This window comes from Aureimonas phyllosphaerae (assembly GCF_900113065.1).
In the GTDB taxonomy this organism is placed as follows: Bacteria; Pseudomonadota; Alphaproteobacteria; order Rhizobiales; family Rhizobiaceae; genus Aureimonas; species Aureimonas phyllosphaerae.
Window position 1 is genome coordinate 120,903 of record NZ_FOOA01000002.1, and the last position, 26,005, is coordinate 146,907.

Consider the following 26,005-nt stretch of genomic DNA (forward strand, 5'->3'; position numbering starts at 1 on the left):
TAGGACGCCACGATGTTTCAGGAACGTCACCCTCTTGTCGGCCGCGAACTCTCCGTCGCCCGTCGCACCTCCGTCGCGATCCGCGCACTCGACAATTGCTCACGTTTCAACCTGCGGATCGCACCGTCCGATCTCGCTGCGGCCGCTGCGGCCTGGGGCTCCGACCTTCCCGCGGCCATCGGTGAGGCCACAGCCACGTCGTCGGGCCGTCTGGCCGCCTGCATCGGTCCGGACGAATGGTTCCTGATCGCGCCGCTCGCGGACCAAGACGCGATCGAAACGGCGTTTGCCGATCTCTACGCGACGACGATCCACAGCCTCGTCGATGTCGGTCATCGCGAGGTCGGGATCGCCATCGAGGGACCGGAGGCCGCCGCGGCTCTTCAGTCGTGTATCGCGGCCGAGGTCGCCCTGATGCCCGTCGGCAGCGCGCGCCGGACGATCATCGACCGCGTGCAGATCATCCTCTTTCGCGAGGCCGAGGACCGCTTCCGGATCGAGGTCTGGCACTCATTCGCCGATCACGTCTGGCATCTTCTCGCCGGCATCTGCCGCGAGTTCGAACTCGGGCTCTGACACCGCCGGAGGCCGGTGCGCGGCAGCGCTCCGACCGGTTGCCGACACCGACGACGGCCGGCGCGCCGGGAGGGCGCGCCGATCGGCTTTCCTCCGAAGCGTGAGCGGCCTTCGTGTTCCTCAGTGTTTTCGACGTCTTCAAGATCGGGATCGGACCGTCCTCGTCTCATACGATGGGGCCGATGACGGCGGCCGGCGCCTTCCTCGACCTCCTGCGCCACTCTCCGTCGGCGCAAGCCGCCGCATCGCTCAAGGTCAGCCTGCACGGCTCGCTGGCCTTCACCGGCAAGGGCCATGCGACCGATCGGGCCGTGGCGTTCGGTCTTCTCGGGTGGGTGCCCGCGGACATCGACATGACACGGGCCGAAGGCGAGCTCGCCGCGCTCGCTGAAGAGTGCGTCCTGCGACATGCCGGCCTGCCGCCGCTCGCCTTCGACCCGGCTCGCGACATCGTCTTCGATTTCGGGCAGCCGCTCCCTGGCCATGCCAATGGTCTGATCTTCGCGGTTCACGACCGTGACGGGCGCGAACTCTTCTCGGAGACCTACTATTCGATCGGCGGCGGCTTCGTCATGACGGCGGCGGAGCGCGATCGGCCGAAAGCGATCGATCCGTATGGGAGTGTCGCCTGGCCATTTCCCTTCCGCAATGCCGCCGGCATGCTGAGGATGGCGCGCGAAAGCGGCCTGACGATCGCGGAGATGAAGCGTGAAAACGAGGCGCAGCTGCGCCCCCATGCGGATGTCGATGCCGATGTGAACCGCATCTGGGCCGTCATGAGCGACTGCATCGACCGTGGATTGTCGATCGACGGAGAACTGCCGGGCGGGCTGCGCGTGCGTCGACGAGCCCGCCGGATCCACGAGCAACTGCTCGCCGAAAAGCTGCGCAATTTCAGCCAGCCGCACGGGGCCTCGGACTGGCTGAGCGTCTATGCGATGGCCGTCAACGAGGAGAACGCGGCCGGCGGGCGCGTCGTGACCTCTCCCACCAACGGCGCGGCCGGCGTCGTGCCGGCGGTCCTGCGTTATTATCTCGACAACTGCCACGGAGGCTGTCGCTCGCGGGTTCCCGACTTCCTGTTGACCGCTGCCGCCATCGGGGGTCTGATCAAGCACAATGCGTCGATTTCGGGCGCGGAGGCCGGTTGCCAGGGCGAGGTCGGCTCTGCCGCCGCGATGGCGGCTGCGGGCCTTTGCGCGGTTCTAGGCGGAACGCCGGAGCAGGTCGAGAACGCGGCGGAGATCGCGCTCGAACACCATCTCGGCATGACCTGCGACCCCGTCGCGGGTCTTGTGCAGGTGCCCTGCATCGAGCGCAACGGCATCGGGGCGACCAAAGCGGTCGCCGCCGCTTCGCTGGCCCTTCGCGGCGACGGTTCGCACTTCATGCCGCTCGACAACTGCATCGAGGCGATGCGGCAGACGGGCGAGGACATGAACCTGAAATTCAAGGAAACCAGTCTGGGAGGACTGGCCGTCAACCTGCCGGAGTGCTGAACGCTCTGGGCAGGTGAACTCTGGGAGGAGACGAACATGAGTAGCAATCGAGGCGTGGTTTATCTGGAGCCTGGCAAGGTCGAGGTCCGCAACATCGACGACGCCAAGCTCGCGGCGCCCGACGGCCGCCGCATCGAGCACGGTGTCATCCTGAAGGTCGTCTCGACCAACATCTGCGGGTCCGACCAGCACATGGTTCGCGGGCGCACGACCGCCGAGCCGGGGCTGGTGCTCGGTCACGAGATCACCGGCCAGGTCATCGAGAAGGGCATCGACGTCGAGATGCTGGAGATTGGCGACATCGTCTCCGTGCCGTTCAACGTCGCGTGCGGACGGTGCCGCTGCTGCAAGTCGCAGGACACGGGCGTCTGCCTGACGGTCAATCCCTCGCGGGCCGGCGGCGCCTACGGCTATGTCGATATGGGTGGCTGGATCGGCGGCCAGGCGCGCTACGTCACGGTCCCCTATGCCGACTTCAACCTCCTGAAGTTCCCGGACCGCGACCGGGCGATGTCGAAGATCCGCGACCTCACGATGCTGTCCGACATCCTGCCGACGGGCTTTCACGGCGCGGTCAAGGCAGGCGTCGGCGTCGGATCGACGGTTTACGTCGCCGGTGCCGGGCCCGTCGGTCTCGCAGCCGCGGCTTCGGCCCGGATTCTCGGCGCGGCCGTCGTGATGATCGGCGACTTCAACAAGGATCGGCTCGCTCATGCCGCCAGGATGGGCTTCGAGCCGATCGATCTCTCGAAGCACGACAAGCTCGGCGAGATGGTCGCGGAGGTCGTGGGCACCAACGAGGTCGACAGCGCGATCGACGCGGTCGGCTTTGAGGCACGCGGGCACTCTGGCGGCGAGCAGCCGGCGATCGTTCTCAACCAGATGATGGAGATCACCCGCGCCGCCGGCTCGATCGGCATCCCGGGTCTCTACGTCACCGAAGATCCGGGCGCCGTCGACAGCGCGGCCAAGCAAGGCAGCCTGTCGCTTCGCTTCGGTCTCGGCTGGGCGAAGGCGCAGTCGTTCCACACCGGCCAGACCCCGGTGCTGAAGTACAATCGCCAGCTGATGCAAGCGATCCTCCACGATCGCCTGCCGATTGCCGACATCGTCAACGCCAAGATCATTCCGCTCCACCAAGCCGCTGAAGGCTACGAGACGTTCGATCAGGGCGCGGCCGTGAAATTCGTCCTTGATCCGCACGGTGAACTGGCCGCCTGAGCGGGTCTCGGCGGGGCGGACGGCTCGACGCCGCTTCGTCTCGCCTTGTTCCTTCGGGCCACTTGCGTCACGCTGCCGCAGACGGAATGATCCGTTCGATCGAAACTGGTCCGGGCCGCCGGGGCCCAACTCCTTCTCCTCCACGGGGATCGAGGAAAGTCGCTTGCCTGATTACAAAATAGCCAGCGTCGATTGATGCGGTGCTGGTGCTCAGTTCGTCGCAATAAATCTATTCAAGCGTCGCAATAGTCCTATTGGTTGCCCCGTGCGCCGATAGTCTCATGGTCGAAGCGGCCGAAGTCGCACCGAGCATCGAGGTGGATTCAGGTCTCCCGCCCTCATCCGTCTCCTTCGTTCGCGGGATCGAGCCCGAGCCGCGATCGGATCAGGACCCCAGCATATCCCGGCACATGGCGCCGCCGGGTAGGCCCCGTTCTCGCGCCGCAGGAGTATCGACTGATGAAGCATCTCTTGGCATCGACCGTTCTTGCGCTGGCGTTCAGTTCGGTGGGCACCCTCGCCGCTCACGCCGCGGGTGACTGCAGCGAGGTCACCGTGGCTGCGATGAACTGGCAGAGCGCCGAAGTGCTCGCCAGCCTCGACAAAATCATCCTGGAAAATGGCTACGGCTGCGAAGTCTCGATCATTTCGGGGGATACCGTGCCGACCCTGACGTCGATGGCCGAGCGAGGTCAGCCGGATATCGCCCCGGAAGGCTGGGTCGATCTTGTGCCCGAGGTCATCAACCGCGGTCTGGCCGAGAAGAAGCTCGTCGCCACCGGTCACGCCCTGTCCGACGGCGCGCAGCAAGGGTGGTTCATCCCGAAATACGTCGCGGACGCCCATCCCGACATCAAGACCATCGGCGATGCGCTGAAGCACCCGGAACTCTTCCCGAACCCGGAGGACTCCAGCAAGGGTGCCGTCTTCAACGGACCGCAGGGATGGGGCGGCACGGTCGTCACCGCGCAGTTCTTCAAGGCTTACGATGCCGCCAACAAGGGCTTCACGCTGGTCGACACCGGCTCGTCCGCCGGTCTCGACGGATCGATCGCCCGCGCCAACGAGAACAAGCAGGGCTGGCTCGGCTATTACTGGGCCCCGACTGCGATCCTGGGACGCTATCCGATGGTTCGCCTCGGCTTCGATGCCCCGCACGATGCCGCGGAATGGAAGCGCTGCAACTCCAACGCCGACTGCCCCGATCCGAAGCTCAATGAATGGGTGGCCGACAACGTCGATACGGTAGTGACCGCCAAGTTTGCCGAGCGCGCGGGCGAGCCGGTGATGACGTATCTCGGCAAGCGGTCGTGGTCGAACGCGACGGTCAACGAGCTGCTGGCATGGATGACGGACAACCAGGCCAACGGCGACGATGGCGCGAAGCACTTCCTCGAGACCAAGAAGGACGTCTGGACGAAGTGGGTCACGCCGGAAGCGGCTTCCAAGATCGAGGCGGCTCTCTGACGCTTGATCCAGACCTCCGGTTGGCACCCGCGCGAATGGCGCGGGTGCTCGGCCGATGATGAGACGAACAGACGACGGGGGACGCGATGGACTGGTTGTGGACCTTTCCGCACATGGACGACAACCATCTGCGAATGCTTCGCTCGACCATCGACGATAGCTTTCGCACGTTCACCCGGGCCTGGGGCGATCCCATCCAGGCGCTGTTCGAGCCGCTCCGGATCCTCCTGGTCTGGATGGAATGGATCATGCTGAACACGCCCTGGCCGGTGATCATCCTGGCCGTCGCCGCCCTCGCCTGGGCGGCAAGCCGCCGTTGGCCCATCGTGATCGGCTCGGTCGTGACGCTGCTGCTGATCGGCTATTTCGACATGTGGGAAGACACGATGCGGACGATCTCGATGATCATCGTCTGCACGCTGATCTCGCTGGTCGTTGGCATTCCGGTCGGCATCGCCATGGCGCGCTCGCGCCGCGTCCGCAGTGTGATCAGTCCTATCCTCGACGTGATGCAGACCCTGCCGAGCTTCGTCTATCTCATCCCGGTGGTGATGCTGATGGGCATTGGACGCGTGCCGGGGCTGATCGCCGTGGTGATCTACGCCATTCCTCCGATCATTCGCCTGACCGATCTCGGCATCCGGCTGGTCAACAAGGAAGTGCTGGAAGCTTCGGACGCCTTCGGGTCGTCGTCCTGGCAAAAGCTCGTCAACGTCCAGCTGCCGTTGGCGATGCCAACCATCATGACGGGCATCAACCAAACCATCATGATGGCGCTCGCGATGGTCGTCATCGCTTCGATGATCGGTGTGCAGGGACTCGGACAGCCCGTGCTGCGCGCCATCAACAACCAGTACTTCACGATGGGCATCTTCAACGGTCTGGCGATCGTCGGCATTGCGATCATCTTCGACCGCATCAGCCAGGCATTCGGCCAGCGTTTGCAGCGCCACAAGGAGCTCGGGCATGCTTGATACCGCGACGCCCCTCCAGCGCGCGGCTCCTGCCCGCCGCGAACAGACGCAGGATCACGCGATCGAAATCCGCGGCCTCTCCAAGGTCTTCGGCAAGACGCCTGAGAAGATCGTCCCGCTGTTGAAGCAGGGCGTGACGAAGCAGGAGATCATGGATGTGCACAAGCACGTCCTTGGTCTCAACGACATCAACATCTCCATGCCGGCCGGAGCGATCCAGGTGATCATGGGCCTCTCGGGCTCCGGCAAGTCGACCCTGATCCGCCACATCAACCGCCTGATCGACCCGAGCGTCGGCGAGGTGCTCGTCGCGGGGGTCGACGTCTGCAAGATGTCGCCGAAGGAGCTGCGCGAGTTCCGGCGCCATAAGACGGCGATGGTGTTTCAGCAGTTCGGTCTGCTGCCGCACCGGACCGTGCTCGACAACGCCGTCTACGGGCTGCAGCTACAGGGTGTCCCCCGTGCGCGACAGGTCGACGCGGCGATGCACTGGCTCGGCCGGGTCGGCCTGTCCGGCTTCGAGAACCACTATCCTCACCAGCTGTCCGGCGGCATGCAGCAGCGCGTGGGCCTTGCTCGCGCCCTCGTCAACGATGCGCCGATCCTGCTGATGGACGAGGCCTTCTCCGCCCTCGATCCGTTGATCCGCGTCGACATGCAGTCGATCCTGCTCGAGCTCCAGAAGGAGATTCGCAAGACCATCGTCTTCATCACGCATGACCTGGACGAGGCGCTGCGCCTTGGCGACCGGATCGCAATTCTGCGGGATGGGGAGGTCGTCCAGCAGGGTACGGGCCAGGAAATCGTCCTCTCACCCGCCGACGAATACATCATGGATTTCGTCCGGCATGTGAACCGCGGCAAGGTCGTGCAGCTGTCCGCCGTCGTGGAACGGCAGGCGATCCCTCCGGACGTCGACGGCATTGAACTGCCGTGCAGCACGCTCTTGGAAACGGCGGTTTCGAGCCTCCTGGCCTCCGGCAAATCGATGATCGTCGTGCGGGATCCGTGGGGAGAGGCATTGGGCTGCCTGTCGCTTCCAAAAGTCGTCGCTGCGATGGTCGGTCCCTGACCCTCCGTGCGGTCGACCGACGTCTTCGCTCGCCGAGGATGTGACCACGCGTGCAGTCGACGGCGCGTGCTGCTAGAGCCGGACGTCGAATTCCGATCTCGGCGCGCGGAACGAGCGCCCAGGCAATCGAATGGTGTCCATGTCCGACGCACGTGCAGAACTCGCAGCCATCTTCAATCGCCTTGGCATCCAGCCCGTCGAGATCGAGCATCCGCCCGTCCACACGGTGGAAGAGGCCCTGCCCTTCTGGAACTCGCTGGACGGCGTCCACACGAAGAATCTGCTTCTGAAAGGCGCGAAGGGGGGCCTTTGGCTGGTCTGCGTTCCGACGGATCGTCGGCTTGACCTGAAAGCTCTAGCAGCTCACCTCGGCGCGAAGAAATTCTCCTTCGCCAGCGCCGACACCTTGATGGAGTCGCTTGGCGTCGTTCAGGGTTCGGTCAGTCCCCTCGCCCTCGTGAACGACAAGTCCGGAGCGGTGCAACTCGTGCTGGCGAAAGACATGCTGGCGCATCGGCGCATCACCGTCCATCCCCTCGTCAATACGGCCACGATGTCACTCGCCAGTGGTGATCTGCTTCGCGTGGTCGAGGCGACCGGTCACAAACCCGAGATGATCGATTTCGACGCCCTGGCCAGCGGCTGAGCGTTACGCCGGCGTGACCTTGCGCTCCGCTCGAGGAGAGTGGCCGAACCGCTCGAGATAGCTTTGCGAAAAGTACGACGCAGAATTGAAGCCGCTCGCCATCGCCACGTCGAGAATGCTCATCCGCGTTTGCCGCAGAAGTTTCCGAGCATGCTCGAGCCGAATGTTGACGTAGTGGCGCGTCGGCGACACCGCCACGTGTTCCAGAAACAACCGTTCGAGCTGACGTGACGACAACGCGACGCTCCGAGCGAGCTCATCGATGCTCGTCGGACGTTCGATCGATGCCTCCATGAGCGTCAGAACGCGCTGGACCTTCGGATGGGGGTTGAGGGACCGCGTTCCCAGATCGGGGCGCTGGGGTTCGTCGGCGTCGCGGATGCGCTTGTGGATCATCTGATCGGCGACCGCCCGTGCAAGCGCATCGCCAAAGTCGCGGCGAATGAGTGACAGCATCATATCGGCCGCCGCCACGCCCCCGGCGCAGGTGAAGCGATCTCTATCGATCTCGAACAAGTCGTCCCCGACGTCGAGATCAGGAAAGTCCGCCCGCAAACCCGGGCGGTTCTCCCAGTGGATCGTGCAGCGATAGCCGTCGAGCAGCCGCGCCTTCGCGAGCACGTAGGCACCCGTGCAGACCGCGCCGGCCTTGACCCCGGATTTCGCGAGCTTGCGCAACGTCGGTATCAGGTCGTGATGGTCGTGAAGGTGAACGTTTACGCCGGCGCAGACGACCACGGCATCCAGCCCCAGGGCATCGCGAAAGGATCCGTCGACGGCAACCCGCACGCCGTTCGAAGCTTCGGCCGCAAGGCCGTCAGAAGCAAAGAGCTTCCAATCGTAGAGACGACGATCGGCAGCCCGGTTGGCGAGTCTGAGCGGCTCGACGGCCGCGGTGAACGCGATCATCGAGAAGCTCTCGGTCAGCATGAAACCGAAGAGTTGGGAATCCGAACCGACCGTCACGGTGCACCAAGCGAGCGCGATGTCGCAAAAGCTAAATTAGCTGTCGTCGTCGTTCAAGACGGACGATGCGAAAGCGAGAATTCTTCCAAGCTGAAGAGGCTGCTAGCCTTGCTGCGGGGAGTCGCGGTCGGTCATGCTCAACAAGTTGGATACGCTGGAGTCTTTGGTCCTGGGGCGCCGCCTCGGACACAGCCTCGACGCGCCCTTCTACACCTCGCCGGAGGTGTTCGCGGCGGATATGGAAGCGATCTTCTACCGCCACTGGATCTATGTCGGCGTCGAGCCCGACGTGTCCGAGCCCGGCGACGTCGCGACGGTCGAAATCGGCAAGGCGTCGATCCTCATCGTTCGCGACGACGACAATGAGGTTCGCGCCTTCTTCAATGTTTGCCGGCACCGCGGCGCCCGTCTCGTGGACGAAGAGAAGACGACGGTGGGCAACCTCGTCTGCCGCTATCACTCCTGGACCTACGGTCTCGACGGTCATCTCGTGCATGCGCCGCACATGGGGTCGGACTTCGATCCATCCTGCAAGGGATTGAAGCCGGTCAATCTCCGCTCGCTGGAGGGGCTGCTCTTCGTCTGCCTCGCGGACAACCCGCCTGAGGACTTCGACCAGCTCGCCGCCCGCATGGCGCCCTACATCGCACCTCACAACGTGCGCGGCACCAAGATCGCCTACCAGAGCGATCTGATCGAAATGGGCAACTGGAAGCTGACGCTCGAGAACAATCGCGAGTGCTACCACTGCGAGGCCAATCATCCCGAGTTGACGGTCCCGCTTTTCGCCTACGGCTTCGGCTTCTCTCCGGAGGAAATGGACCCGATCGATTTGGAGAATGCTCAGCGCTACGACGCGCTGCGGGCGACAAGCCATGACGAGTGGGAGAAGATGGGCCTCCCCTCGCGCGAGATCGAGGAACTCGACACCCGCGTCAGCGGCTTCCGCACCGAGCGACTGCCGCTCGACGGCGATGGCGAGAGCCACACGATGGACACGCGGGCGGCGTGCAGCGTCCCGCTTGGGCGCTTCAGCACCGCCAAACTTGGCGGCCTGTCCTTCTGGACGCAACCGAATTCCTGGCATCATTTCCTCGGCGACCACATCGTCACCTTCTCGGTCCTGCCGCTCGATGAAGGACGCACGCTGGTCCGCACGAAATGGCTGGTCAACGAGGACGCGGTCGAGGGCGTGGACTACGAGATCGATCGGCTGATCGAGGTCTGGACCGCGACCAACGCGCAGGATGCAGCTCTTGTCGAGATGTGCCAGCAGGGCGCGCTCAGCCCTGCCTACGAGCCCGGCCCCTATTCGCCCAATACCGAAATGCTCGTGGAGAAATTCATCCGTTGGTACGTCGCCCGCATGACGGACTACATCACGAAATGAGCGAGGCCGCGGGTGGAGGCAATTCGGGTTCGGCCTCGATCGAGCTCGCCGACGGGCTGTGGGACAGCGAGGCGGACGATACTCTCGTCTGCCAGGCGGTGCGCGATGAGACCCATGACGTCAAGACGTTCGTCCTGAAGCCGGCGGCGCCAGGCCGCTTCCGTTTCAAGCCGGGTCAGTTCATGACCTACGCCTTCGAGATCGATGGCGAAACCATCTATCGCTGCTACACGATCTCTTCGGCTCCGACGCGTCCCGACCGCATCAGCTTCACGGTCAAGCGGGTTCCGGGCGGGCCGGTCTCGAATTGGCTGCACGACAGCTTCAAGCCCGGTATGCGCATTCGTGCTGTCGGCCCGATGGGTGACTTCACCTGCGCCGATCTGCCCGCCTCCAAGTACCTTTTCCTCTCCGGCGGCAGCGGCATCACGCCGTTGATGTCGATGGCGCGAACATTCCACGATCTCGGGCAGCGAGAAGACATCGTCTTCATCCACAACGCGCGATCGCCCGCCGACATCATCTTTCGCGAGGAACTGGAGGGAATGGCGCGCGTCGACGACGCCTTCCGCTTCGTTCCGATCGTCCAGAACGTGTCCCCGCTCGCTCCGTCGAGCGGGCTGAGAGGCTTCCTCACGCGCGGCATTCTCGATGTCGTCGTGCCTGATTTCCGCGAGCGCGAGGTCTTTGTCTGCGGTCCGGCCCCGTACCTGGCGGCCGTAAAGGCGATCCTGGCCGAAGCCGGCTACGAGATGGCGCGCTACCACGACGAGAGCTTCAACTTCGAGACGCTGACGGCGTCGGAGAAGGCAGTCGCGACCGAGGCCGAGCTACAACTGGAAACGGAAGCCGGGCCCACGGTCCGGACCTATACGGTCGAGTTCACGAAGACGCGGCGCAGCGTCGAGGTCCCGGAGACCATGACCGTGCTCGAGGCGGCCAAGCGAGCGGGCATGCGGCTGCCGTCATCCTGCTCGAAGGGGATGTGCGGCACGTGCAAATCGAAAAAGGTCTCGGGGACGGTCGCGATGACGCATCAGGGCGGCATCCGACAACGCGAGATCGATGCGGGCATGGTGCTCTTGTGTTGCTCCAAGCCGAACAGCGATTTGGTGATCGAACGCTGAGGCAGTCGAGCCCTTTCGAGGGCCCGTCTCTCCTTACCGATTGACGAAGCTGCAGTTGCCGAGCCCGGTCCCCATCGTGACGGCAGCCCAGCGCTCGACATCCTTCATCCGGGGCCATTCGCTCAGCGCCTGAATCACCGCGTCGTTGTGAAGCGCCACGATTTTTTCGCGTATGTCCTTCTGTTTCAGGCGGTCATCGATTTCCTGCGGTAGCGAGAAGGACGGATCGCACCACGCGCCCGGCAGGTTCTGGCAGCCGTCCGAGAATTTGCCGTCGGAGCGCATCACGCCTGGGCAAGAGATACCGATGAGCGCTGAAAGATGCAGCCCGTCCTGCTCGGCCCGGCGCGACATCTCGGCGATGCCGTCGACCAGTCGGTCCAGAAGAGCCTCGCGATCGACACCCTCCTCGGCGTGGCCCCACTTCTGGTGGTGAACGACTTCCGGCTCGGCTGACGACGCCGGCGCGCCATTGTGGCGAACGGTGCTCCAGCGGATGTTGGTTCCACCGATGTCGACAGCAACGAAGCCTGGGGCCTCCTGGATGACGGACGAAGGGGCCGCGTAGGCCCAGCCGATCATTCCGGCCTCGTCGGGGGCATGATGCAGTCGGCTGAGCGGAACGGGCTTTCCGCCTTCTTGCAGAAGCCGTGTCGTCCGCTCGACGATTTCAGCCCCGACCAAGCCTTCCATCAAACCGCCGCCGCAGGCGATCCGTTGTGTTCCCTCCCAGTCGGCCGTGTCGAGAAACCGGACCAGAACATCGGCCAGATGTCGGGAGAAGGTTTGGATCGCCTGATCGATGATTCGCCCCTCGGGCGTTGTCGCCCGCTCCAATAGCGCGGCATCGAGTTCGTCGCCCCCGATCTCGTGAGTTCGATCGTGCCCGAATGGAGGCGCTCCGCGAACTTCGATCCTGTGCCTTTCTTCCCGCAGAAGCTCACGGAACCGCGAACCGCTGGCCAAGTCGCCGAGGAAGGCATTGCCGGCTTGCAACGGAAGACTGTGTCCCCTGACCTCGACGAGCGGCAGCGTCTCGCCGCCGTGGCGAATTGCCGGACTATCCGGGATCACGTTCATTCATGGCATTCCGAACTGTTTCGTCCGAAGCCAAAACCGGTCCGAGCCCGACAGTTCCAAAAACTTTCCGCGAGGTGAGCTGCAGCGGCGCACGCTGGATGATGGAGGGCTTCGGCGACGTGTCCTACCGCGAGCCCGTCAGCTGATCTGCGAACCAGGGGCAGCAGGGAGTCAGACCTCTCCTGGAGAGCTCACGGCGTTGATCTAAGCAAGGTCGATCGCCAATCTGGTGGGCATCAGAGACTAGTCCGTCGAGAGCACATGATCCCGCGCCCGCAGGTCACTGCCGGCGACTCCTCGAACTCGGATGGACAGAAGTCTCTAGTGGACTCGGCACCAATGGACGCTGGCGACCCCGGCAGGATTCGAACCTGCGACCATCGGCTTAGAAGGCCGGTGCTCTATCCTCTGAGCTACGGGGCCGAACGCGCCGGACCGGTCAATGCGTCCAGGGCTGTGCGCGATCGTATCGGAAGTTGTCGGAATAGGAGACCTTCGGGCGTCCGGCGATATGCTGTTCCTCGACGCGATACGGGATCCCGTTGCGCTCGGCATACTCGATCGCGAGTTCCTTGGTCTCGAACGAGAGGCGCACCTGCGAGCGCATGTCGCGCGAGGACGTATAGCCCATCAGCGGCTCGACGGTCTTCGGGTCTTCCGGCTCGTAGAGGAAGAGCCACTCGCGGGTTCTTCCCTTGCCCGACTGCATGGCCGTGCGGGCCGGACGATAGATGCGGGCCACCATGTTCTCGCCGTCTCCGAATACGTTGTCCTGCGGTGTTCCAGATATGGTCGGAGCGGCAGGATTCGAACCTGCGACCCTCTGGTCCCAAACCAGATGCGCTACCAGACTGCGCTACGCTCCGACGATCCGGAACAATCCGAAACACAGGGCTTCTAGACGAACCGCTCCGGGCACGCAATGCGGCGTTCGCGGCCCGAACCGCCAATTTAGCGTCCCTTGATCAAGGAATGCTCGAGTTTATCGCCCGCCTTCGCGCCATACGTCGCTGCTGCGCCGCCGTTGATTTCGACAACGAAGCGTACGGTCTTCCCAGACGGGATCGTTTCCAGCGAATGCGGCTTCGCGTTGCGCGCGATTCGCACGATCGTCCCGTCCTTGTCGACGAACAGCATGTCGAGCGGGATGAGCGTGTTCTTCATCCACATGCTGACGGGACGGCTTTCGCGAAAATCGAACAGCATGCCGGTGCCCTCCGCAAGGGACTCGCGATTCATCAGGCCGATCTCGCGCTCCGATGGCGTGTCGGCGACCTCGACCTCGATCGCGTGTGCTCCCGTTTCGGTTATCAAGGTTGCCGTATCGGCAAACGCGGCGGATGCGAGCATCAGGACCATCGCAGCGGCCGCTCCGCCAACCTGTGCTGCCCTTGCGAAGAACGTCGACATCAGTGGGCTCCCGGCCGGACGGGCCCGGTCAAGGGGTGGATTTCCGCCGCCATGAGACCCTTGTCGCCGTTGCCGTATCGCACGAGCACCTCCTGCCCCGGCCGGAGTTCCGCCATGCCGTAGCGACGCAGCGTCTCCATATGGACAAAAATATCTTCGGTGTCCTCCCCGCGCGAAATGAAGCCGTAGCCCTTGCTGCGGTTGAACCACTTGACAGAGGCCCGTTCCAGATCGCTCGTGGGTACCACCTGCACATGGGTACGGGCTGCCGCCGTCTGGGCCGGTGCGACGGCAGTGGAGGTATCCATGCTGAGCACACGGAAAGCCTGAAGGCCGCGCTCGCCACGCTGGATCTCGCACACGACCGTCGCGCCCTCGAGGGCGGTGGAGAAGCCGTCGCGGCGCAGACAGGTGACATGCAGAAGCACATCGTCGCCGCCTCCGTCCGGAACCACGAAGCCGAACCCTTTGGCGACATCGAACCACTTGATCCTGCCGGTGACGGTTTCGAGATCGAGCGGCCGCGTCGAACCGTCAGCTTCATGATCCATCGCGCTGGGTGCACGCACTGTCATCGAACGTTCCGCCTCGTTCGTCACTTACGCCCGCCGCGAAGACGGCCTGACGCCGACCGTTCCAACATTCGTGCAGGACGCGTCAGCATTCGCGATCCGTCACCATTCGTCAAACGATCACCTGAGTTTTCAGAATAGTTTGAATAGTGAGTTTGGGAATCCTCAAGCGCCCCGTTTTTCCCGTTCCGCGCAAAAAACATCGCCCGGACCCCGTGCCGCAAGCTTCGCAAAAAGTCGCAGACGTAGTGGCTGTTCCAATGGGTCGCACATTGGCGGATCGCTTCGTGCCCCTAAGTCGCAACGGAACGACGTTCTGAGCAGGATCCCATGCGATATCTCCATACGATGGTCCGCATCGCCGACCTCGACAAATCCCTGGATTTCTACTGCAACAAGATGGGGATGGTCGAAGTTCGCCGGACCGAAAGCCAGGCCGGACGCTTCACGCTCATCTTCCTCGCTGCGCGCGACGACGAGAGCGCGGGTCGCTCGAACGCTGCTCCCCTTCTCGAGTTGACCCACAACTGGGATCCTGAGGACTACACCGGCGGCCGCAATTTCGGGCATCTGGCCTACGAAGTCGACGACATCTACGAGACCTGTCAGCGGCTGATGGACCAGGGCGTGACCATCAATCGCCCGCCGCGGGACGGTCGCATGGCCTTCGTAAAGTCCCCCGACAACATCTCCTTCGAACTGCTGCAGCGTGGCGAAGCGAAACCTGCGGCGGAGCCCTGGTCCAGCATGCCGAACACCGGAACCTGGTAGCATTCACTGTGAACTGAGGCCGGGCTAGCCTCGGAAACGACACAGTGCTAACGAAATAGTCATACTTCGCGGTGGGCCCCGGTATCGGGCCCGCGCTTTGGGGAAGCGAACGCGATCGAGGCGGCAGTCTTCCGAAGACCCGATCCCGGGCTTCGGTCATGGCTTGGGTGAACGGCCCTACGAGCTGACACCGAGAGGGTGGACGACCGGTTGACCGAACGATTTTTCTCCGCACGCGGCCTGCTGCCGCGCAAGGCACTCCTTGCAGCAACCATCTTGTCGCTGTCGCCTCTCTTGGGCGGATGCGTGTCGGCGGTGGACGAAAGCAGCGCCTTCGGCTTCTCTCAAGCGCCCGAGCCGAAGTCGGTCGAGGATGCCATCGCCCAAGCGGCAAAGGAGGGAGAGCCCGGAGGGAAGGGCAAGGAGCCCGCCAAGGTCGCCGAGGCGAATGACAGCACGCCGGCGGCATCGCCGGCCCCCCTCGATCCGACTCTGACGGCGCGCGTCGCCGAGGCGGGCGCGTCCGAAAAGACCGAAGCCGTCGTCGCTGCGGTTGCGGGAAACAGTGATACAGCCGGAGGCATCCAGCCTGGGCGCCTTCTGACTCGAACGACAGGCCCTGCCATCGCGGCCTTTGCCGCGCCGAAGAAATCGGCCGAGGCCGACCGGTCCCTCTACGCTTCGCTCTACAACCAGTCGCAGGCGAAGACACCGTTGCGAAACGCCGAGGCTGGCAAACCCGGCCGTGTGATCGTCCATCAGCGCAACGACGCCGAAACCGATATCGGCGCCAACTCGCTGCCGGGTGTCGATCCGAAGTCTCTGTTCGAGATCGGACAGCGCGCATCGGTCGATTCGGAACTGATGGACGACATCGGCAGCAGCTATCAGCTGGCCTCGCTCTCCGGCATCGCGCGACTCGCACCCAGCGGCCTCCTCATCCAGCGCGAGGATGTGGTCACCAACTGCTTTGATTCGAACCTGATGTCGCTGATCAGCCAGATCGAGCGCCGGTTCAAGCAGAAGGTCGTGATCACCTCCGGCTTCCGTTCGCCGCAGCACAATCGCCGCGTCAATGGCGCGAAGGCTTCGATGCACATGGCGTGCAAGGCGGCGGATCTGCATGTGCCGGGCGTCAACGGACAGGACGTCGCCCAGTTCGTCCGCGCCCTTCCGGGTCGAGGCGGTGTCGGAACCTACTGCCACACGGCGGCTATCCACATCGATGTCGGCAAGATGCGCGACTGGAACTGGCCCTGCCGCCGTCGTCAATCGACCTGAACCCGGCGCGCGTAGCGCACCCTCTGGCGGCGCAGCGTGCGCCGCGGCGAAAGCGTCGCCAAGGGTCACATTTCGGGTTGCACCACCAAGCGACTCGCCGTATAGACCCACTCGTCCGCGCCCGTCGTCTATCGGTTAGGACGCCACCCTTTCACGGTGGAGAGAGGGGTTCGATTCCCCTCGGGCGTACCACTCCCTTCCGTACTCGCTATGCAGTCGTAACGGCGGTCATTCGCTGCCCACGGGTCGTTGCTGCGGGCATCATCAGATCGCGGGAAGCGCCAGATCGATGATGCGGAAGGTGACCTTCTCGCTGCCCTGGTAGCGGTCGATGGAGACATTCCCGGCGACGTGGACATCCTCGCCTCGACGACCCATCAGCGCGTCGCCGAGCGGCGTTCCTGCCGCGCGAAATGCGATAGCCGACGTCGTCGCGCCGTCCGCACCCCGGAGCGTGGCGCGGATGTGGCCCCCGGAGCCGACGGCAGCGGACGACACCAGTCGATGACGTGGCATCGCAAGGATCGGCGCCGCGTGACCCGAGCCGAAGGGCCCTGCCCGCTCGATCGTGCGGACCATGTCCAGCGTCAAGCCGCGAGCGGCCAAGGCGCCGTCGACAGCCAGCGTATCCTCGGCGCGCAAGGCGTCGACGGTCGTGCGGGCGTAGGTTTCCGCGCGCAGGCGAAAGTCCGCGAGCCTCGACCGCTCGATGGTCAACCCGGCGGCCATCGCGTGTCCGCCGCCGCGGACCAACGTGCCGTCTTCGACCGCATCGCGCACGAAGCGTCCGATATCGAACCCTGCGATGGAGCGTCCCGAGCCGGTTCCGCGACCGTTGGCGTCGAAGGAGATGGCAAAGGCCGGGCGTCCGAACCTTTCCTTGAGGCGCGCGGCGATCAGTCCGACGATGCCGGGGTGCCATGTCGGTCGACCAACGACGAGGATCGGAGGTCCATCTCCTGTCCCGATCTCGGCATGGATTTCCTGTTCGGCCTCGGCGAGCATCTCACGCTCCATCGCCTGCCGTTCGGCATTCAGGAGTTCGAGTTCCGCCGCGATGTCTCGCGCTTCGACCTCGTCGCGCAAGGTCAGCAAGCGGCTTCCCAACGCGGCGTCGCCGATCCGGCCGCCGGCGTTGATGCGGGGCCCGAGCAGGAACCCGAGATGAAATGCCTCGACCGGCCCCTGTAGGCGGGCAACCTCGGCGAGAGCGCGAAGACCCGGGTTGCGCCGAGCACGCAGAACTTCCAGACCGCGAACGACCAGAGCCCGATTGAAGCCGATAAGCGGCACCACATCGCAGACGGTCGCGAGGGCTACGAGGTCGAGATCACCGAGAAGGTCAGGTAACTGCGTGGTCGATTTGCCGCGTCGACGGAGTTCGCGTGACACTGCCACAAGCGTGAGGAAGACCACGCCGGCGGCGCAAAGATGCCCCTGTCCCGACAAGTCGTCCTGACGGTTCGGATTGACGATAGCCACCGCCGGCGGAAGATCCACACCAACCTGATGGTGGTCGAGCACTACGACGTCGGTCCCGTCGCCGGCGGCGGCCGACAGGGCGTCGAGGTTCGTCGATCCGCAGTCGACGGTAATGATCAAGGTCGCGCCCGCATCGGCCAGATCCCGCAGGGCCTTGGCGTTCGGGCCGTAGCCTTCCGTGATGCGGTCGGGAATGCGGATGTCGCAGCGCAGGCCGAAATGCGCGAAGTAGCGCTGCACCAGCGCGGCGGACGCGGCGCCGTCCACATCGTAGTCTCCGAAAACCGCAACGTTCTCCCTCCGCTCGACCGCATCGGCAATGCGTGCGGCCGCCGTATCCATCGCGGTGACTGTCGAGGGATCGGGCATCAGGTCGCGGATCGTGGGCGTTAGGAATTCCGCAGCCGCTTCGGGTGCGACGCCTCGCGCTGCCAGGATACGAGCCACGAGATCCGGCATTCCCGAGAGCTGTGCCATGCGTGCGGACGCCGCTTCCGCGCGGGGATCGAGTGCGTGGATCCAGCGGCGAGCGCCGACGGAACGTTCGACGCCGAGGAAGGTCCGTTTCAAGTCAGGCATTCAGGGTCGACGATGCGTCAGCTATCGGAAGCGGTCGACGTGAGATGGCGGGTACGCATGTCACGCAACGTGCCGTTGCGCGAATCCATGACGAGCGAATGCGTCACCGTCCGACTAGCGTAGAATCGCACACCATCGAGAAGGTTACCGTCGGTGACACCCGAGGCCGCGAAGATCACCTCGCCGCGCACCATGTCCGACAGCTTGTAGATGCGCTCGGGGTCGGTCAGGCCGAGCTTGTCCGCACGATTGCGTTTCTCGCCCGTGTTCAGTTGCAAGCGGCCCTGGATCTGGCCTCCCGTACACCGGATCGCCGCCGCCGCCAGGACGCCCTCCGGCGCGCCGCCGATGCCCATGTAGATGTCGATGCCGGTGCTCTCCGGGTCCGTCGTGTGGATCACTCCTGCCACGTCGCCGTCGCCGATCAGACGGATCGCGGCGCCGGTGGCGCGGATATCCTCGATCAGTTTGGCATGGCGCGGACGATCGAGGATGCAGGCGGTGATGCGATCCACGGGAACGCCCTTTGCGCGGGCAAGCGCCTCGATATTCTGGCGCGGGGTCCGGTCGAGACCAACGATCCCTTCGGCGTAACCCGGTCCGATCGCGATCTTTTCCATGTAGACGTCCGGCACCACCAGCAGCGAGCCGCGCGCCGCGACCGCGATCACCGTCAGCGCGTTCGGCAGGCTCTTGGCGCAGATCGTCGTACCCTCCAGCGGATCGAGCGCGAGATCCACTTCCGGTCCTCCCAGCCCGAGGCGTTCGCCCACGTAGAGCATGGGCGCGTCGTCGCGCTCGCCCTCGCCGACCACCACCGTACCATCGATGGCCATCGCCTGCAGTTCGCGGCGCATCGCATCCACGGCCGCCTGGTCCGCCGCTCGCTCGTCACCTCGACCGCGAAGCATCGCTGCCGCGACGGCCGCCCGCTCGGTGACGCGGGCGATCTCGACCGACAGGACCCGGTCTAGCGGATCGGAGAGCTTCGAAACGTCGCTGGCCATCGTGCTCTGTCGCCATCCTCTACCGACGGTCGCCGCGCATACGCAGCACCGAAGGCCATCCTTGCTCGGGTTAGTCGAGCGCCTCGATCCGGATCATCCGAGGCGCTTCCTTGAGGTGCCCGTCCTTTGACACCGCGTCCAGCGCCTTCTTCACAGCCGCCTCGGTGGTCTCGTGGGTGATGAGGATCACCGGCGCCGTATCGATCGCGTCCTGGCCGTCCCGTTTGCGCTGGACGATCGACTCCAGCGAGATGTCGTTCTCGGCCATCCGCCGCGCGATCGAAGCGAAGGCTCCGACGCGATCGAGCACGCTGAGACGGATGTAATAGCCGCCCTCGTGGGCGCGCATGCGGGCGCGCTTGTAGGGCGCGAGTTGTTTGGCATCGACCGCGAAGGTCGGCAAGCGAACGCCCTTCGCCATATCGAGGACGTCGGACAGGACAGCAGACGCCGTCGCGTTGCCGCCGGCGCCCGGGCCGACGAGCAGGATCGAACCGAGAAGGTCGGTATCAACGGCAACCGCGTTGGTCACGCCGTCGACCTGCGCCAGCGCCGAATGCGCCGGGATCATCGTCGGATGGACGCGCTGCTCGATCCCGCTGTCGGTGCGCTGCGCGACCGCCAGGAGCTTGATGCGATAGCCGAGCTCCGCCGCGGCCTCGATATCGGCATTCGTCACCGACGAGATGCCCTCGATGAAGATCGAGTCGAGGTCGATCTCGCAGCCGAAGGCCAGCGAGGTCAGAAGCGCGAGCTTGTGCGCGGCATCGAAGCCGCCGATGTCGAAGGTGGGATCGGCTTCCGCATAGCCGAGCCGCTGCGCGTCGGCGAGGCAGTCGTCGAAGGCGATGCCCTCCTTCTCCATGCGAGTCAGCATGTAGTTGCAGGTGCCGTTGAGGATGCCGTAGACGCGGTGAACGGCGTTGCCGCGCAGCGCCTCGCGCATCGTCTTGATGATCGGGATGCCCCCCGCCGCCGCCGCCTCGAAGAAGATCGTCGCGTTCTTCTTCTGGCCGAGCTTGGCGAGTTCGACACCGTGGTGCGCAAGCAGCGCCTTGTTGGCCGTGACGACCGGGATACCCCGGTTCAGCGCCGCCTTGACGCTGGCGAGCGCCGCCCCTTCCGATCCGCCGACCAGTTCGACGAAGAGATCGATCTCGGCCTTCGAAGCCAGCTCTACCGGATCGTCGAACCAGGCCATCGCGGACAAGTCGACCCCGCGGTCGCGCGAGCGATCGCGGGCCGACACGGCGACAATCTTGATCGGCCGCCCCGCCCGCAGCGCATAGGTCTGCGCCCGGGTCGACAGAAGGCGAGCGAGCGAAGCGCCCACCGTTCCCAATCCGGCCAAGCCGATCCGCAGCGGGCTATCCATGGCTATCCTTGAACCTTGATCGTCGGAGTGTGACGCTGGGCCGATCGACCTCAAGCGTCCGCAGATGCCGCCTTTTGAACGGGATCGTTGCCCGACGCAAGGAAGCGGCGAATGTTGCGCGCCGCCTGACGGATGCGATGCTCGTTCTCAACGAGAGCGATGCGCACGTAGTCGTCGCCGTATTCGCCGAAGCCGATACCCGGCGCGACCGCGACATCGGCCTTCTCGATCAGGAGCTTCGAGAACTCCAGCGAGCCCATGTAGCGGAAGCGCTCCGGTATCGGCGCCCAGGCGAACATGGTCGAGGACGGAGGTGGCACCTCGAAATGCGCGCGCCCGAACGATTCGACGAGCACGTCGCGGCGATGGCGATAGACGGAACGCACCTCTTCGATCGCGGCGTCGCCCGCGTTGAGTGCCGCGGTCGCCGCCACCTGAATCGGCGTGAAGGCGCCGTAGTCGAGATAAGACTTTACGCGCGCCAAAGCCGAGATCAGCCGCTCGTTGCCGACCGCGAAGCCGACACGCCATCCCGGCATGGAGAACGTCTTCGACATCGAGGTGAACTCGACCGTCACGTCCATCGCGCCCGGAACCTGCAGCACGGAGGGCGGTGGCGCACCGTCGAAGAAGATTTCGGAATAGGCGAGATCCGACAGGATGACGATCTCGTTTTCCTTCGCGAACTTCACGACCTCGGCGTAGAAGTCGAGGTCCGCCTCGTAGGCCGTCGGGTTCGACGGGTAGTTGAGGATGATCGCGATCGGCTTGGGGATCGAGTGCCGCACGGCGCGATCGATCGCCCGCAGAAAGTCCTCGTCGGGCTTGGCTGGGATCGAGCGGATCGCGCCGCCCGTCATCAGGAAGCCGAAGGCGTGGATCGGATAGGTCGGGTTCGGGCAGAGAACGACGTCGCCCGGCGCCGTGATCGCCTGCGCCATGTTGGCGAAGCCTTCCTTCGAGCCCAGCGTCGCGACGACCTGAGTGTCCGGGTTCAGCTTCACCCCGAAACGCCGCTCGTAATAGGCGGCCTGCGCGCGGCGAAGGCCCGCGATGCCCTTCGAGGCGGAATAGCGGTGCGTGCGCGGGTCGCGGATCGCCTCGCACAGCTTGTCGACGACGAACTTCGGCGTCGGCAGGTCGGGATTGCCCATGCCGAGGTCGATGATGTCGACGCCTCGGGCGCGCGCGGCCGCCTTCTTCTTGTTGACCTCCTCGAAGACGTAGGGCGGGAGGCGGCGGATCTTGTGGTATTCTTCGCTCATGGATGCGGGCCTTCGGCTGGACGCATGAAATGGGCTGGCGGCATGAACCGGCAGCCGAACGGGCTCATTCGCTGAGCGTCCGCTGGTGCCGGGCGCATCGACCGCGTCTGGCGGTCGGCGGCGCTCTACTGCGCCCGGCTGCTGGCTGCCGCGTCCGCCGGCGCCGCGCTCGTCGCCAGCACCCTGTCCGCTTCCGCCCGTTGACTGGCAGCGATCGCTTCGAGTTCCGACACGTCGCGACGGTAGGAGGCCTCGGAATTGCCCGGCGCTCGCGCGCCCGCGTTGGCGTAGCGCTGCTCGGTCCGCTGCACCGCTTCGTCCGTCGCCTGCGGCTTTGCCGCGCGCGGCATGCGGCCGATGATCGGATAGCCGTTCTCGTCGAGCTTCTGGCCGGACGATGACACGCCGGGCGCCGCCGCGAGCGGCGGAAGGGTCACCGGGGCCTCATCGCGCGGTAGGAACGACTGGCAGGCGGACAGGCTCAGCACGAGCAGGAGGCTCGTCACCGTCGATCGCACCGCTCGCACACCCAAGATCATGAAGGCCTTCCCCCGAACGCGACCTTCTTAACCGAAGGATTCCGGCTTGGGAATGGCGCGTTGCCGCGCATCCCGATGTTGCGGCGCGGCGACGAAAGTCCGGCGCAAGACGCTTCACGCCGCTGTCGTGGCGGCGACATAATGCTTTAAGGGAGGATCAAGGAGGACCGGCCATGGCGGAATCGACATCCACGAGCGGCGGCCCCGCCGGGGAGATGCCCTCCTTCTCGGATTACGCGGTGCGGGATCCCGAAGCGTTCGCGCGCAACATGGCAAGAATGCTGGAGCAGGTCGGCAAGGCCGCGTCGGCTTGGGTCGAGCCGCGCGAGCGCGGCGAGATCAAGGATGGACCGCTCAGCTACTCCGACATGGTCGCGACGCTGTCGCGCGTCGGCGAGTATTGGCTGACCGACCCTGCGCGCTCGCTGGAGGCGCAGAGCGCACTGATGATGCGTTTCATGGTGCTGTGGGCGGATTCGATCCGCAAGGCTTCCGGCGCACCGCCGGCTGAAGCGCTGGCGGGTCGGCCGGACAAGCGATTCACCCACGAGGACTGGAGCCGAAACCTCTTCTTCGGCTTCCTTAAGGAAGCCTATGTCATCACGTCGGACTGGGCGAACATGCTGGTCGAACGGTCCGATGGGCTTGACCCGCACACGCGCCAGAAGGCTGCATTCTATGTGAGGCAGATCGCCAACGCGATTTCGCCCTCCAATTTCGTTCTCACCAACCCCGAGCTCTACCGCGAGACGGTCGAGCAGAACGGCGAGAATCTCGTGCGCGGCATGCGCATGTTCGCCGAGGACATGATGACGGGGAAAGGCCAGCTCAAGCTACGCCAGTCCGATCCGACGAAATTCGCGGTCGGCGAGAACCTCGCGATGACGCCCGGCAAGGTCGTTGCCGAGAATGAGGTCTGCCAGATCCTTCAGTACGCGCCGCAGACGGAAGCCGTTTTCCGGCGACCGATTCTGATCTCGCCGCCCTGGATCAACCGGTTCTACATCCTCGATCTCAACCCGGAGAAATCGTTCATCCGCTGGATGGTCGAGCAGGGGCACACGGTCTTCGTCATCTCCTGGGTTAACCCGACCGAAGCGCACGCCGACCGGAGCTGGAAGGACTACATCGACGAAGGCATCGCCTTCGGGCTCGACACGGTCGAGCAGGCGACCGGCGAGCGCGAGGTCAACATGGTCGGCTACTGCGTCGGCGGGACGCTGCTGGCCGCCTCGCTTCCCTACTTGAAGGCCCGCGGAGACGACCGGATCGCCTCGGTCACGTTCCTGACGACCCAGATCGACTTCAAGCACTCGGGCGATCTGAAAGTCTTCGTCGACGAAGGCCAGCTCGCCGAGATCGAGCGCACGATGGAGAAGGGCTATCTCGACGGCTCCCAGATGGCGACGGCCTTCAACCTTCTCCGATCCGGCGACCTGATCTGGCCGTACTTCGTCAACAACTACCTGAAGGGCAAGGAACCCCTGCCCTTCGATCTCCTGTTCTGGAACGCCGACGCCACACGCATGGCGAAGGCCAACCACCTCTTTTACCTGCGCAACTGCTATCTGGAGAATCGGCTGTCGCGCGGCATGATGGAGATCGGCGGGGTCAGGCTCGACCTGTCGTCGATCACCCTGCCCGTTTACAACCTCGCCACCAAAGAAGACCACATCGCGCCGGCGCTCAGCGTCTACGAGGGCAGCCAGGCTCTCGGTGCACCGGTCACCTATGTCGTGTCCGGCTCGGGCCATATCGCGGGCGTCGTCAATCCGCCTGCCAAGAACAAATATCAGTTCTGGGTCGGACCCTCGCCGTCGCGCGACCTGTCCTTCGACGACTGGTGGCGTCAGGCCCGAGAGACGAAGGGGTCGTGGTGGCCGCATTGGCAGGCGTGGCTTGAGGCGCAATCGAACGAACGGGTGCCGGCCCGCGAACCCGGCGCCAACGGCTTGCCGGTGATCGAGGACGCGCCGGGGCGATACGTCCGCCAGTGACCCGCCGGACTTGAAGCGATGCGCCATCGGTGCGACATCACGCACAAGCTCTTTCTCTCCCGTCGCGGGCACGCATCGCTGCAATCATGACAGTCTACCTCGAAGCCGAAGCCAATCCTCTCCGCAACACCGGCTCCATCCGGCTCTACGACGCGGAGGCCTTCGAGGGGATGCGCCGCGTCAGCCGGCTCTCGTCAGAGGTGCTGGATCAGCTGGCCGAGATCGTGAAGCCGGGGATCACGACCAACGAGATCGACCGGTTCGTCTTCGAGTTCACTCGCGATCACGGTGCGCTGCCGGCGCAGCTCAATTATCGCGGCTACACCAAGAACGTCTGCACCTCGATAAACCACGTCGTCTGCCACGGCATTCCCAACGACAAGCCGCTGCGCGAAGGTGACATCGTCAACATCGACGTGACGCTGATTCTCGACGGCTACTACGGCGACACGTCGCGCATGTATCCCGTCGGTCAGATCAAGCGCGCCGCCGAGCGGCTGTGCGAAATCACCTATCGCTCGCTCCTGATCGGGATCGAGGCGGTGAAGCCCGGCAACCACGTCGGCGACATCGGCGCCGCGATCCAGGCCTACGCCGAGGGCGAGCGCTGCTCGGTTGTGAGGGATTTCTGCGGTCACGGGATCGGCCGCCTCTTCCACGACGCGCCGAATATCCTGCACTACGGGCGTCGCGGCGAAGGCGTCGAGATGCGACCCGGCATGATCTTCACCATCGAGCCGATGATCAATCTCGGACGCCCGCATGTGAAGGTACTTGCCGACGGCTGGACTGCGGTCACGCGCGACCGCTCGCTCTCGGCGCAATACGAGCATACCGTGGGGGTGACCGAGACCGGATGCGAAGTCTTCACGAGGTCTCTCAACGGGCACGACATGCCGGGCTCTCCCGCTTCGGCTTGGGCCGAAGCCGAGGCCTGAACGGATCATGGCGCAGGGGGACGACGGCCTGAAGGAAGCGCCGCAGCCCGACTGGACCGCTGCTGTCGAAGTGCCCCTCCCGAAGCCGCGCGCGGCTGCGAAGGATCACGACGGGCATCGCGACCGGTTGCGCGAGCGCTTTACGTCGGCCGGGCCCGACGCGCTGGCCGACTACGAACTTCTCGAACTCCTGCTGTTCCGCTTCATCCCCCGCCGCGACACCAAGCCGATCGCGAAGGCTCTTCTGAAGCGCTTCGGGACGCTCTCCGACGTATTGAACGCGCCCGCAGATCTGCTCACGGAGATCGACGGGATCGGCGCTGCCACGGCACTCGATCTCCGGATCGTGACCGCGGTCAATCAAAGGGCATTTCGCGCTTCGATCCGTGGGCGCGAGATGCTGTCGTCTTGGTCGGCGGTCTTGGACTACTGCCACGCCGTGATGGCGCACGAGACCCGCGAGCAGTTCCGCATCCTGTTCCTCGATCGGAAGAACGCTCTCATCGCCGACGAGGTGCAGCAGGTCGGCACGGTGAACCACACGCCGGTCTACCCGCGCGAAGTGATGGGACGAGCCCTCGCCCTGTCGGCGAGCGCGCTGGTGCTCGTTCACAACCACCCGTCCGGCGATCCCAGTCCGTCGCGCGCCGATATCGACATGACGAAGACGCTGGTCGACGTCGCCGAAGCACTCGGCATCAAGATACACGATCACGTCATCATCGGCCGAAACGGCCATTTCAGCTTCCGCGCCGAAAGTCTCATCTGACG

The 26,005-nt window shown here is 64.7% G+C and carries 24 protein-coding genes and 3 tRNA genes; 15 read left to right on the forward strand and 12 right to left on the reverse strand.

The window, feature by feature from the left end; all coding sequences use genetic code 11:
* Positions 1-12: 12 nt before the first annotated feature.
* From BM175_RS03650 to BM175_RS03680, 7 genes are all read left to right on the forward strand, one after another.
* Positions 13-576 carry a sarcosine oxidase subunit gamma gene (locus tag BM175_RS03650; protein ID WP_090959449.1) on the forward strand — a complete coding sequence of 188 codons (564 nt, stop codon included), beginning with the start codon at positions 13-15 and terminating at the stop codon, positions 574-576.
* 113 nt (positions 577-689) lie between these two features.
* The gene (locus tag BM175_RS03655; protein ID WP_090959451.1) at positions 690-2,075 is read left to right on the forward strand and encodes an L-serine ammonia-lyase; all 1,386 of its coding nucleotides are present in this window, start codon (positions 690-692) and stop codon (positions 2,073-2,075) included.
* Positions 2,076-2,111: 36 nt separating this feature from the next.
* The gene (gene fdhA / locus BM175_RS03660; protein WP_090959455.1) at positions 2,112-3,296 is read left to right on the forward strand and encodes a formaldehyde dehydrogenase, glutathione-independent; all 1,185 of its coding nucleotides are present in this window, start codon (positions 2,112-2,114) and stop codon (positions 3,294-3,296) included.
* 459 nt (positions 3,297-3,755) lie between these two features.
* On the forward strand, positions 3,756-4,763 hold the full coding sequence (locus BM175_RS03665; protein ID WP_090959459.1) for an ABC transporter substrate-binding protein: 1,008 nt from the start codon (positions 3,756-3,758) through the stop codon (positions 4,761-4,763).
* An 86-nt stretch (positions 4,764-4,849) separates the two neighbouring features.
* Positions 4,850-5,737: an ABC transporter permease gene (locus BM175_RS03670; protein ID WP_090959462.1), complete on the forward strand. Its 888-nt coding sequence runs from the start codon at positions 4,850-4,852 to the stop codon at positions 5,735-5,737.
* Positions 5,730-6,809 (forward strand): quaternary amine ABC transporter ATP-binding protein, encoded by a 1,080-nt coding sequence (locus BM175_RS03675; protein ID WP_090959466.1) that lies wholly within the window; start codon positions 5,730-5,732, stop codon positions 6,807-6,809. Before BM175_RS03670 ends, BM175_RS03675 begins: the two co-directional genes overlap by 8 nt.
* Before the next feature lie 139 nt (positions 6,810-6,948).
* Positions 6,949-7,455 carry a prolyl-tRNA synthetase associated domain-containing protein gene (locus BM175_RS03680; protein WP_175526746.1) on the forward strand — a complete coding sequence of 169 codons (507 nt, stop codon included), beginning with the start codon at positions 6,949-6,951 and terminating at the stop codon, positions 7,453-7,455.
* A gap of 3 nt (positions 7,456-7,458) precedes the next feature.
* Here the strand turns inward: BM175_RS03680 and BM175_RS03685 are convergent, their stop codons facing one another.
* Complete coding sequence (locus tag BM175_RS03685) at positions 7,459-8,421, reverse strand: GlxA family transcriptional regulator (RefSeq protein ID WP_280141071.1); 963 nt, start codon at positions 8,419-8,421, stop codon at positions 7,459-7,461.
* A gap of 133 nt (positions 8,422-8,554) precedes the next feature.
* On the opposite strand from BM175_RS03685, the gene BM175_RS03690 reads away from it, so the two are divergent.
* Both BM175_RS03690 and BM175_RS03695 read left to right on the forward strand, forming a co-directional pair.
* Positions 8,555-9,811, forward strand: coding sequence for an aromatic ring-hydroxylating oxygenase subunit alpha (locus BM175_RS03690; protein WP_090959471.1), 1,257 nt, complete (start codon positions 8,555-8,557; stop codon positions 9,809-9,811).
* Positions 9,808-10,938 carry an FAD-binding oxidoreductase gene (locus BM175_RS03695; RefSeq protein WP_090959474.1) on the forward strand — a complete coding sequence of 377 codons (1,131 nt, stop codon included), beginning with the start codon at positions 9,808-9,810 and terminating at the stop codon, positions 10,936-10,938. Before BM175_RS03690 ends, BM175_RS03695 begins: the two co-directional genes overlap by 4 nt.
* Before the next feature lie 33 nt (positions 10,939-10,971).
* On the opposite strand, the gene BM175_RS03700 is transcribed toward BM175_RS03695, so the two are convergent.
* The 6 genes from BM175_RS03700 to BM175_RS03725 all read right to left on the reverse strand — a co-directional run bounded on the left by BM175_RS03700 (position 10,972) and on the right by BM175_RS03725 (position 14,003).
* Positions 10,972-12,018 (reverse strand): ROK family protein, encoded by a 1,047-nt coding sequence (locus BM175_RS03700; RefSeq protein WP_090959476.1) that lies wholly within the window; start codon positions 12,016-12,018, stop codon positions 10,972-10,974.
* Between the two features lie 347 nt (positions 12,019-12,365).
* A tRNA-Arg gene (locus tag BM175_RS03705) sits at positions 12,366-12,441 on the reverse strand.
* A 16-nt stretch (positions 12,442-12,457) separates the two neighbouring features.
* Positions 12,458-12,763 carry an ETC complex I subunit gene (locus BM175_RS03710; protein WP_055884617.1) on the reverse strand — a complete coding sequence of 102 codons (306 nt, stop codon included), beginning with the start codon at positions 12,761-12,763 and terminating at the stop codon, positions 12,458-12,460.
* 44 nt (positions 12,764-12,807) lie between these two features.
* A tRNA-Pro gene (locus BM175_RS03715) sits at positions 12,808-12,884 on the reverse strand.
* Between the two features lie 85 nt (positions 12,885-12,969).
* Positions 12,970-13,428, reverse strand: a complete 459-nt coding sequence (locus BM175_RS03720; protein WP_090959479.1) for a DUF192 domain-containing protein — start codon at positions 13,426-13,428, stop codon at positions 12,970-12,972.
* Positions 13,428-14,003, reverse strand: a complete 576-nt coding sequence (locus tag BM175_RS03725) for a cold-shock protein (protein ID WP_090960178.1) — start codon at positions 14,001-14,003, stop codon at positions 13,428-13,430. Before BM175_RS03725 ends, BM175_RS03720 begins: the two co-directional genes overlap by 1 nt.
* A 327-nt stretch (positions 14,004-14,330) precedes the next feature.
* Here BM175_RS03725 and gloA point away from each other — a divergent pair, with 327 nt between their 5' ends.
* The 3 genes from gloA to BM175_RS03740 all read left to right on the forward strand — a co-directional run bounded on the left by gloA (position 14,331) and on the right by BM175_RS03740 (position 16,244).
* On the forward strand, positions 14,331-14,771 hold the full coding sequence (gloA, locus tag BM175_RS03730) for a lactoylglutathione lyase (RefSeq protein ID WP_090959482.1): 441 nt from the start codon (positions 14,331-14,333) through the stop codon (positions 14,769-14,771).
* Between the two features lie 198 nt (positions 14,772-14,969).
* Positions 14,970-16,052: a YcbK family protein gene (locus tag BM175_RS03735; RefSeq protein ID WP_139224563.1), complete on the forward strand. Its 1,083-nt coding sequence runs from the start codon at positions 14,970-14,972 to the stop codon at positions 16,050-16,052.
* A 117-nt stretch (positions 16,053-16,169) separates the two neighbouring features.
* Positions 16,170-16,244: transfer RNA gene (locus BM175_RS03740), tRNA-Glu, on the forward strand.
* A 72-nt stretch (positions 16,245-16,316) separates the two neighbouring features.
* Here BM175_RS03740 and recJ read toward each other — a convergent pair.
* The 5 genes from recJ to BM175_RS03765 all read right to left on the reverse strand — a co-directional run bounded on the left by recJ (position 16,317) and on the right by BM175_RS03765 (position 22,299).
* A complete protein-coding gene (gene recJ / locus BM175_RS03745) occupies positions 16,317-18,113 on the reverse strand; it encodes a single-stranded-DNA-specific exonuclease RecJ (RefSeq protein WP_090959487.1) in 1,797 nt (598 codons plus the stop codon).
* Between the two features lie 17 nt (positions 18,114-18,130).
* The gene (gene glpX / locus BM175_RS03750; protein ID WP_090959490.1) at positions 18,131-19,120 is read right to left on the reverse strand and encodes a class II fructose-bisphosphatase; all 990 of its coding nucleotides are present in this window, start codon (positions 19,118-19,120) and stop codon (positions 18,131-18,133) included.
* 70 nt (positions 19,121-19,190) lie between these two features.
* Positions 19,191-20,495, reverse strand: coding sequence for a homoserine dehydrogenase (locus BM175_RS03755; RefSeq protein ID WP_090959493.1), 1,305 nt, complete (start codon positions 20,493-20,495; stop codon positions 19,191-19,193).
* A gap of 50 nt (positions 20,496-20,545) precedes the next feature.
* On the reverse strand, positions 20,546-21,760 hold the full coding sequence (locus tag BM175_RS03760; protein ID WP_090959496.1) for an LL-diaminopimelate aminotransferase: 1,215 nt from the start codon (positions 21,758-21,760) through the stop codon (positions 20,546-20,548).
* A gap of 125 nt (positions 21,761-21,885) precedes the next feature.
* Positions 21,886-22,299 carry a hypothetical protein gene (locus BM175_RS03765; protein ID WP_090959499.1) on the reverse strand — a complete coding sequence of 138 codons (414 nt, stop codon included), beginning with the start codon at positions 22,297-22,299 and terminating at the stop codon, positions 21,886-21,888.
* A gap of 173 nt (positions 22,300-22,472) precedes the next feature.
* Here BM175_RS03765 and phaC point away from each other — a divergent pair, with 173 nt between their 5' ends.
* The 3 genes from phaC to radC all read left to right on the forward strand — a co-directional run bounded on the left by phaC (position 22,473) and on the right by radC (position 26,003).
* A complete protein-coding gene (gene phaC, locus BM175_RS03770) occupies positions 22,473-24,296 on the forward strand; it encodes a class I poly(R)-hydroxyalkanoic acid synthase (RefSeq protein ID WP_090959502.1) in 1,824 nt (607 codons plus the stop codon).
* Between the two features lie 86 nt (positions 24,297-24,382).
* Positions 24,383-25,234, forward strand: a complete 852-nt coding sequence (map, locus tag BM175_RS03775) for a type I methionyl aminopeptidase (protein ID WP_090959506.1) — start codon at positions 24,383-24,385, stop codon at positions 25,232-25,234.
* 7 nt (positions 25,235-25,241) lie between these two features.
* Entirely contained in the window at positions 25,242-26,003 is a 762-nt protein-coding gene (gene radC, locus BM175_RS03780; protein ID WP_090959509.1) for a RadC family protein, read from the forward strand.
* Positions 26,004-26,005 lie beyond the last annotated feature (2 nt).

Excerpts from the sequence above, each read along its gene's own strand:
- BM175_RS03675 (WP_090959466.1), top strand. The coding sequence starts at position 5,730 with ATGCTTGATACCGCGACGCCCCTCCAGCGCGCGGCTCCTGCCCGCCGC.
- BM175_RS03695 (WP_090959474.1), top strand. The coding sequence starts at position 9,808 with ATGAGCGAGGCCGCGGGTGGAGGCAATTCGGGTTCGGCCTCGATCGAG.
- BM175_RS03710 (WP_055884617.1), bottom strand. The coding sequence starts at position 12,763 with ATGGTGGCCCGCATCTATCGTCCGGCCCGCACGGCCATGCAGTCGGGC.
- BM175_RS03760 (WP_090959496.1), bottom strand. The coding sequence starts at position 21,760 with ATGAGCGAAGAATACCACAAGATCCGCCGCCTCCCGCCCTACGTCTTC.
- BM175_RS03650 (WP_090959449.1), top strand. The coding sequence starts at position 13 with ATGTTTCAGGAACGTCACCCTCTTGTCGGCCGCGAACTCTCCGTCGCC.
- phaC (WP_090959502.1), top strand. The coding sequence starts at position 22,473 with ATGGCGGAATCGACATCCACGAGCGGCGGCCCCGCCGGGGAGATGCCC.
- recJ (WP_090959487.1), bottom strand. The coding sequence starts at position 18,113 with ATGCCTGACTTGAAACGGACCTTCCTCGGCGTCGAACGTTCCGTCGGC.
- BM175_RS03725 (WP_090960178.1), bottom strand. The coding sequence starts at position 14,003 with ATGACAGTGCGTGCACCCAGCGCGATGGATCATGAAGCTGACGGTTCG.
- gloA (WP_090959482.1), top strand. The coding sequence starts at position 14,331 with ATGCGATATCTCCATACGATGGTCCGCATCGCCGACCTCGACAAATCC.
- BM175_RS03720 (WP_090959479.1), bottom strand. The coding sequence starts at position 13,428 with ATGTCGACGTTCTTCGCAAGGGCAGCACAGGTTGGCGGAGCGGCCGCT.
- BM175_RS03765 (WP_090959499.1), bottom strand. The coding sequence starts at position 22,299 with ATGATCTTGGGTGTGCGAGCGGTGCGATCGACGGTGACGAGCCTCCTG.
- map (WP_090959506.1), top strand. The coding sequence starts at position 24,383 with ATGACAGTCTACCTCGAAGCCGAAGCCAATCCTCTCCGCAACACCGGC.
- radC (WP_090959509.1), top strand. The coding sequence starts at position 25,242 with ATGGCGCAGGGGGACGACGGCCTGAAGGAAGCGCCGCAGCCCGACTGG.
- BM175_RS03700 (WP_090959476.1), bottom strand. The coding sequence starts at position 12,018 with ATGAACGTGATCCCGGATAGTCCGGCAATTCGCCACGGCGGCGAGACG.
- BM175_RS03670 (WP_090959462.1), top strand. The coding sequence starts at position 4,850 with ATGGACTGGTTGTGGACCTTTCCGCACATGGACGACAACCATCTGCGA.
- BM175_RS03680 (WP_175526746.1), top strand. The coding sequence starts at position 6,949 with ATGTCCGACGCACGTGCAGAACTCGCAGCCATCTTCAATCGCCTTGGC.
- BM175_RS03690 (WP_090959471.1), top strand. The coding sequence starts at position 8,555 with ATGCTCAACAAGTTGGATACGCTGGAGTCTTTGGTCCTGGGGCGCCGC.
- glpX (WP_090959490.1), bottom strand. The coding sequence starts at position 19,120 with ATGGCCAGCGACGTTTCGAAGCTCTCCGATCCGCTAGACCGGGTCCTG.
- BM175_RS03755 (WP_090959493.1), bottom strand. The coding sequence starts at position 20,495 with ATGGATAGCCCGCTGCGGATCGGCTTGGCCGGATTGGGAACGGTGGGC.
- fdhA (WP_090959455.1), top strand. The coding sequence starts at position 2,112 with ATGAGTAGCAATCGAGGCGTGGTTTATCTGGAGCCTGGCAAGGTCGAG.
- BM175_RS03665 (WP_090959459.1), top strand. The coding sequence starts at position 3,756 with ATGAAGCATCTCTTGGCATCGACCGTTCTTGCGCTGGCGTTCAGTTCG.